Origin of the sequence: Streptomyces sp. NPDC059853, assembly GCF_042731495.1 — a bacterium.
Taxonomy (GTDB): Bacteria; Actinomycetota; Actinomycetes; order Streptomycetales; family Streptomycetaceae; genus Streptomyces.
In genome coordinates this window covers 1-6667 of sequence record NZ_JBHWJL010000288.1, presented here as the reverse complement: position 1 = coordinate 6667, position 6667 = coordinate 1, and the positions used below count along the sequence as shown (strand labels likewise).

Genomic DNA, 6667 nt, shown 5'->3' with positions numbered 1-6667 from the left:
GCGTTCCGGCCCCGGCCGTCTGTCGGTCTGATTGCGGGCCGTCAGTACCCTGTGTAGGTGCCGGTGAGCTTGTCCGTGTTGCTGGCGCCTTCCAGGGGCTCCAGAATCAGATCCGACTGCGGGTCGTCGGTATCAACAGACAGAGAGTAAGCCGACAGCGGAGTACAGCCGCCGCTCGTCTCGCCGGGGCTGACGAGGATGTCGCCGCCGTTGATGTCACCGGATACCATCTCGAACTCCCAGGTGCAGGTATCGCCGCTGATGGTCATCGCGAGATCGCCTGGGTAGGAGATGTTCTCCGTGGTCAAGGTCGCCAAGCCCTCACCCGGGATGTCGACCTCCCAGGACTTGTTGGCCATCGCGAACGGCATGCTGTCTCGCCCTGGTCCGCTTATGGCCATCCCGTAGTCGTACTCCATCCCGGCGTCCGGGACTGTCCACCGGACCTTGTCGTTGTTCAGCTCCAGGGTCTGGTTGCCGAGCGCTGTACAGGACGCGGTGCTGGGCACCGTCTCCGTCATCGTGTTGGAGAAGGTCAGCACTCCGCCGGTGGTATCCAGTAGCTGGCCCTCGCCCTTGCACAGCACATCGCCGTACAGGTCCCACGTCGTGAGCACGTAGTCCCCGTCGTCATTGGTGTTGATCTCCATACGGCGCAGTCCCGTGCTGCCGTTCGGTGTCGTGACCTCGCCCTCCCAGGCCGAGTAGGTCAGCTCGTACGGGATCTCGCTGGTGTCGATGTTCCCCGGCTCGGGGTCGACCGGATCGGGCTCCGGCTCCGGCTCCGGCTCCGGCTCGGGCGCCGGGTCACCGGACGGATCGGTCTGCCCGCCCCGGTCCCGGTCCCCGTCGGCCTGGTTCTTCTTGTCGTCTCCGCCGGACAGCGCCAGCGCGACACCGACGGCGATGCCGAAGACCGCGAGGGCGGCGGCGACCAGGATCCAGGTGAACTTCTTCTTGCCGTTCGGCTGCTGGCCACCGGGGCCGCCGGGGCCGCCGGGCCCGACCGGGTAGACGGCGTTCAGGCTCTGGTGCCCGTACGGCGTGGGCTGGCCGGTGCCCGGGCCCTGCGGCGGGTAGCCGTACCCCTGGACCTGCTGGGACGGGTAGCCGTAGCCGGCGGCCGGCTGGCCGTACGGCGTGGGCTGGCCGGTGCCGTACATCCCCGGGGGCGGCGCCGCCGAGGTCATGGTCTGCATCGCGTCCATGCCCGCCGGGCCCTGCCCGGGCGGCGGGCTGGGCGGCGGGGTGCCGGGCGCGCCGGTGGGCATCGCCTGGGTCGGGGTGGGTATCGCTCCCGGCGGCGGCGGGGTCATCGGCCCGCTCACCGGCGGCTGCTGCGGCGGGGACGGCGGCGGTGTGCCGGGGGCGGCCGGCATGCCCACGGACGACGGGGGCGCGGAGGGCATCGCGGGCGGCGGCGACATGGCCGGCCGGGGCGGGGCCACCAGCGGGTCCTCGGAGTCGAGCAGGTCCACGGCGTGCTTGCCGAGCTTGGCGATCAGCGCGCCGGGCAGCCACGGCTCGTCGTCGCCGATCTCGTCCGCGTCGACGGTGCGCTCCAGCAGCGACTGGAGGCCGGGGCGCTCGCCGGGCATCTGCCGCAGGCAGTCCTCGATGAGCGGGCGGATGCCGTCCGGGACACCGTCGAGGTTCTTCTCGTCCTGCACGATGCGCAGCATGAGGGCGTGCATCGCGCTGTTGGCGTCGCCGAAGGGGGTGTGGCCGGTGGCGGCGAAGGTGAGGACCGAGCCCAGACAGAAGATGTCGCTGGCCGGGGTGACCAGTTCGCCGCGGCACTGCTCGGGCGACATGAAGCCGGGCGAGCCGACGGCGGCGCCGGTCCGGGTCAGGCCCTCGCCGTGCGCCTCCAGGGCGCGGGCGATGCCGAAGTCGATGACCCGGGGGCCGTCGATGGTGATCATGATGTTCGAGGGCTTGAAGTCCCGGTGCACCAGCCCGGCGGCGTGGATGTCACGCAGCGCGCGGACCAGACCGTTCGCCAGGATCAGCAGAGTGCGCTCGGGCAGCTTGCCGTAGGTGGAGGTGACCACCTCGTGCAGGGAGGGGCCCGCCACGTAGCCGGTCGCGACCCAGGGGGTCTCCGCCTCGGTGTCGCAGTCGAGTACCGGCGCGGTGAACTCGCCGCCCACCCGGCGGGCGGATTCGACCTCCTGCTGGAAGCGGCGGCGGAATTCAGGCTGCCGGGCGAGTTCCGGCTGCACCAGTTTTACGGCCACCGTGCGTCCGCGGTCGGAACGGGCCAGATAAACGCTGCCCATCCCGCCGGCGCCCAATTTCCCCAGCAGCCTGTACTGGCCCACGCGTTGGGGATCGGTGGGCCCGAGCGGTTTCATGCTGTGGTACTCCTCTTCGCTCGCGTAAGCCCCCTGAGGATACGGGTGCCTGTACGTGTACATGGGGACAGAAGCTGAACCCTAGCCGGTTCCCGTATCGGGGTGTGAGCTTCCGCTCCTTGCCAATTCGTGATCTGGATCTTCAAATACCGATCACATACTGATCGGTAGGGGTAACGGGACCTATTGCCGGTAGAACTGCAGGGTCCGCCCGCCCGGATCGTCGACCCAGCCGACCGTGATCGTGTCGTCCGCGCCGCGGCCGACCGTCAGCCGGGGAGCGCTGAACTCGCCGCAGGTGTCGAGATCGGCGTCGGAGCGTGAGGCCACGTACAGATCGGGGCCGAGCACGACCTCCCGCTCGAAGACCTGCACCAGGTGGTTCTCCCACACACAGGTGCCGCGGTCGTCGTTCCACTCCTCGTAGGTGAACACCACCTCGCCGATGGCGCCCTCGGTGACGGTGAGGGTGGTGGTCCACTCGACCTCGTCCTCGTCCGTCCAACTGTCGCCCCACTCGCCGACGAGCAGGTCCGGCGTCCGGTCGCCGCGACCGCGCTCCAGGTCGATCTCCTCACCGGCGAAGGCGAGCGTCATGGCGTCCGTGCCGGTGGCCGTCATCACCTGCACCTCGGGGGTGTCCGGGGCCGGGCAGTCCTCGCCCACCGCGCCGGCGGGGACGGCCCAGGCGGGTTCGGCGCGGAACTCCAGGTCCTCACCGGCGTCGAAGGCGCTCAGCCGCATGTCGTAGGCGCACAGCAGGCGCGCGCTCACGGCGGTCACGGTGCCGACGCTCTCCCCCGTGTCGCCCTGGGTGACGTCCAGCCGCACGCCGTGCCAGACGCGCTCGCCCTCGTCGTCGGTGGTCTGGTACTCGCCCTGCCAGGCACCGAGGTACTCCTCGGTGATGTCGGAGCCGGCGGCGCCGTCGTTCCTGATGAGGTTCGCCGTGACGATGCCTCCCGCGATCAGCGCGACGAACGCCACACAGAGCGCGACGATCGCGGGGACCGATAGGCGCCGGCGGCCCGGCGGTGGCTGCTGCCCCTGAGGGGTGGGGGCGTACGACTGCTGGGAGGGCGGCCCGAACCCGCCGGAGGGCGGCCCGTAGGGGCCGGGCCGGCCGTACGGCGTCGGCACCGGGCCGCCGAACTGCGGCTGCTGGGGCGGGCCCGCGGGGGCGAGGGGCGCCGTGGGGCCGGGAGTGGGGGCGGGAGCGGGAGGGGTGGCGGGGGACGCGGACTCCGGGGCCGGGCCCGCCGGTGCCGGGGTGCGGACCGCCGGCTGGTCCACCCGGCTGCGCGGGTCCTCCGAGTCGAGCAACTGGACGGCGTGCCGCCCGAGCTGGGCCACCAGCGCGCCCGGCAGCCACGGCTCCCCGTCCGGCCCGGCCGCCGTGTACCGCTCCAGGTCCGCGAGGGTGGGCCGGGCCGCCGGGTCCTTGGCGAGGGTGGCGGCGATCAGTCCGCGCAGGCGCTCGGGGAGACCGGCCAGATCCGGCTCCTCCTCGGCGATGCGGAACAGCAGGATGTGCACGCCGCTGTCGAGCGCCCCGTACGGGGTGCGGCCGGTCGCCGCGTAGGCCAGCACCGAGCCGAGACAGAACACGTCGCTGGCGGGGGTGAGGCGCTCGCCGCGTATCTGCTCGGGGGACATGAAGCCGGGGGAGCCGACGGTGGCGCCGGTGCGGGTGAGCCCGTCGCCCGGCCCCGCCTCCAGGGCGCGGGCGATGCCGAAGTCGATGACGCGCGGCCCGTCGATGGTCAGCAGCACATTGGACGGTTTGAGGTCGCGGTGCACCAGCCCGGCGGTGTGGATGTCCCGCAGCGCCAGGGTGAGGCCGCCTGCCAGCAGCAGGACGCTGCGCTCCGGCAGTGGCCCGAAGTCCCGGCCCACCACCTCGTGCAGGGAGGGGCCGGCGATGTACCCGGTGGCGACCCACGGGGTCGCCGCCTCGGTATCGGCGTCCAGGACGGGAGCGGTCCAGCGCCCGCCGACGCGCCGCGCGGCGGTGATCTCCAGCGCGAACCGCCGCCGGAAGTCCTGCTCCTGCGCCAGCTCGGGCCGGATGGTCTTGACGGCCACGGTCCGGCCGCGGTCGGAACGGGCCAGGTACACCTGTCCCATCCCGCCCTCACCCAGCCGGGCCAGCAGCCGGTAGTCACCGATGTACCGCGGGTCCTGTGGCGTCAGCGGGTCCATGTGAAACGAACTCCCCCGTTCGGAACCTTTGTGCCTCATTGAGGATAGAGGCCCCGACCGACGGCTGTGTCAAGCCGAGTTGGCCATCCGCTGCTGCTGGAGCCGGCTGAGCCGCTGCACGAAGACGAGGGCGGCGACGGCCGCCAGGAACATCAGGAACTCACCGACCACGGTCACCCCCATCATCGCCCGTGCCGCCTGGACGTTGGCCCCCACGGTGTGCCAGGTGTCCCAGGTGAGCGGCAGGTGGGAGAGCGCCAGCCACAGCGCCCACAGCGCCCACCAGAAGTCGACCACCTTCATGGGGGGATAGGCCTGGGGGTGGCTGGCCCGCCAGATGTCCCGGGCGATGCCGTGGGGCAGGAACAGCATGCCGATCGGGATGAACCAGGACCCGATCGCCATGGCCTTCCCGTACCGGATCCGTCCGGGCGCGAAGACCTCGGCGTTGTGCCGCACCCGGTGGAACCACAGCAGCCACACGGCGCCGGTGGCCAGCATGAGGGCCCCGGAGCCGAGGGCCAGGATGTCGGCGAGCCCGGCCAGACTCCGGACCCCCCCGCTGTCCAGGAAGCCGGCCGTGTCGGCCCCGTCCCAGACCATCAGCTTCTCGGTGATCCACAGGTACTGACTGAGCGTGAAGGTGGAGGTCACCATGGCGAGCACCAGCATCCAGGTGAGCGCCTTGGTGAGCCCTTTGACGGGTTTCGTCGCGGGCACGGCCTGCTTGGCCGCGGTGGTCCCCCAGGATCCGCCGGACCCCCCCGCCGGGGCGGACTGCGCCGCCCGCACCCCCGGTGCCCCCTGCGGAGCCGCCACCTGAGTGGGCGTCGGGCCCGCCAGCGGGGTGGTGAGGGCAGGACCGAACCCGGGTGGGGCGGGCGCGCTGCCGTGCGCCGGGGTGCTCTGCTGCCCGGCGGACGGGGCGGCGGCCACGGCGGCCATCTGCGGGGCGGCCGGCGCGGGGGTGTCCCGCGGCTGCCGGGCGCCCGGCAGCGGGTCCGGGTCCTCGGAGTCCAGCAGCCGCACCGCGTGCCGCCCCAGCTGGGCCAGGACCTCGGCGGGCAGCCAGGCGCCGCTCGGCGGCTCGCTGCCGGTGACCTCCAGCAGGTCGGCGACGGAGGAGCGGACCTCCGGGTCCTTGTTCAGACATCCGCTGATCAGCTCGCGCAACCGCCCCTCGGGCACCCCGTCCAGCTCGGGCTCCTCCTGCACGATCCGGTACATGAGGGCGTGCCCGCCACTGTCGGTGGTGCCGAACGGCAGCCGCCCGGTGGCGGCGTAGGCGAGCACCGAGCCGAGACAGAACACGTCGCTGGAGGCCGTCAGCCGCTTGCCCATGATCTGCTCGGGCGACATGAAGCCGGGCGAGCCGATCACCGAGCCGGTCCGCGTCAGCCCGCCGCCGGTCACCCCGTCGTAGGCGCGCGCGATCCCGAAGTCGATGACCCGCGGGCCGTCGATGGTGATCAGCACGTTGGCCGGCTTCAGGTCGCGGTGCACCAGGCCCACGGCGTGGATGTCCCGCAGCGCCTGGAGCAGACCGGACGCCAGCGTCAGCACGGACTGCTCCGGCAGCGGGCCGTAGTCCTCGGACACCACCTGATTGAGCGTGGGCCCCGCGATGTACCCGGTGGCCACCCAGGGCGTCTCGGCGTCGGTGTCCGCGTCCAGCACGGGCGCCGTCCACTGGCCGCCGACCCGGCGGGCGATGGTGATCTCCTGGGCGAACCGCCGGCGGAACTCCGGCTCCCTGGCGAGCGCCGGCTGCACGGTTTTGACGGCGACCGTACGGCCCCGGTCGGAGCGGGCCAGATACACCTGCCCCATCCCGCCCTCGCCGAGCTTCCCCAGCAGCTGGTACGCGCCGATGGTGCGCGGGTCTTCGGGCGCGAGCGGTCGCATGAGCGGCGTTTCCTCCCCCGGTTTGCGGTCCCGAACGCCACCGAGAATAGAGGCCGATCACCGCTCGCCGTACCGCAGGAGCCCTCGGGCAGCCCCGGTAGCGCCCGGTGCTGCCCGCCGTGCCGCCCGGATCCGGCGCCCGTTGCCCGGCCCGGACGGGGGCTGGCTGCACCGGCCCGCCGACGCGCGCGGCGCTGCCCGCG

At 72.6% G+C, this 6667-nt stretch carries 3 protein-coding genes; all 3 read right to left on the bottom strand.

From position 1 onward, the window contains the following. Window positions 1-41 precede the first annotated feature (41 nt). The 3 genes from ACFV5N_RS22870 to ACFV5N_RS22860 all read right to left on the bottom strand — a co-directional run bounded on the left by ACFV5N_RS22870 (window position 42) and on the right by ACFV5N_RS22860 (window position 6464). Window positions 42-2357, bottom strand: a complete 2316-nt coding sequence (locus ACFV5N_RS22870; protein WP_385602929.1) for a serine/threonine-protein kinase — start codon at window positions 2355-2357, stop codon at window positions 42-44. 183 nt (window positions 2358-2540) lie between these two features. Then, window positions 2541-4559, bottom strand: coding sequence for a serine/threonine-protein kinase (locus ACFV5N_RS22865; protein WP_385602926.1), 2019 nt, complete (start codon window positions 4557-4559; stop codon window positions 2541-2543). Window positions 4560-4628: 69 nt separating this feature from the next. Beyond that, window positions 4629-6464: a DUF4328 domain-containing protein gene (locus ACFV5N_RS22860; RefSeq protein WP_385602923.1), complete on the bottom strand. Its 1836-nt coding sequence runs from the start codon at window positions 6462-6464 to the stop codon at window positions 4629-4631. Window positions 6465-6667: the final 203 nt, after the last annotated feature.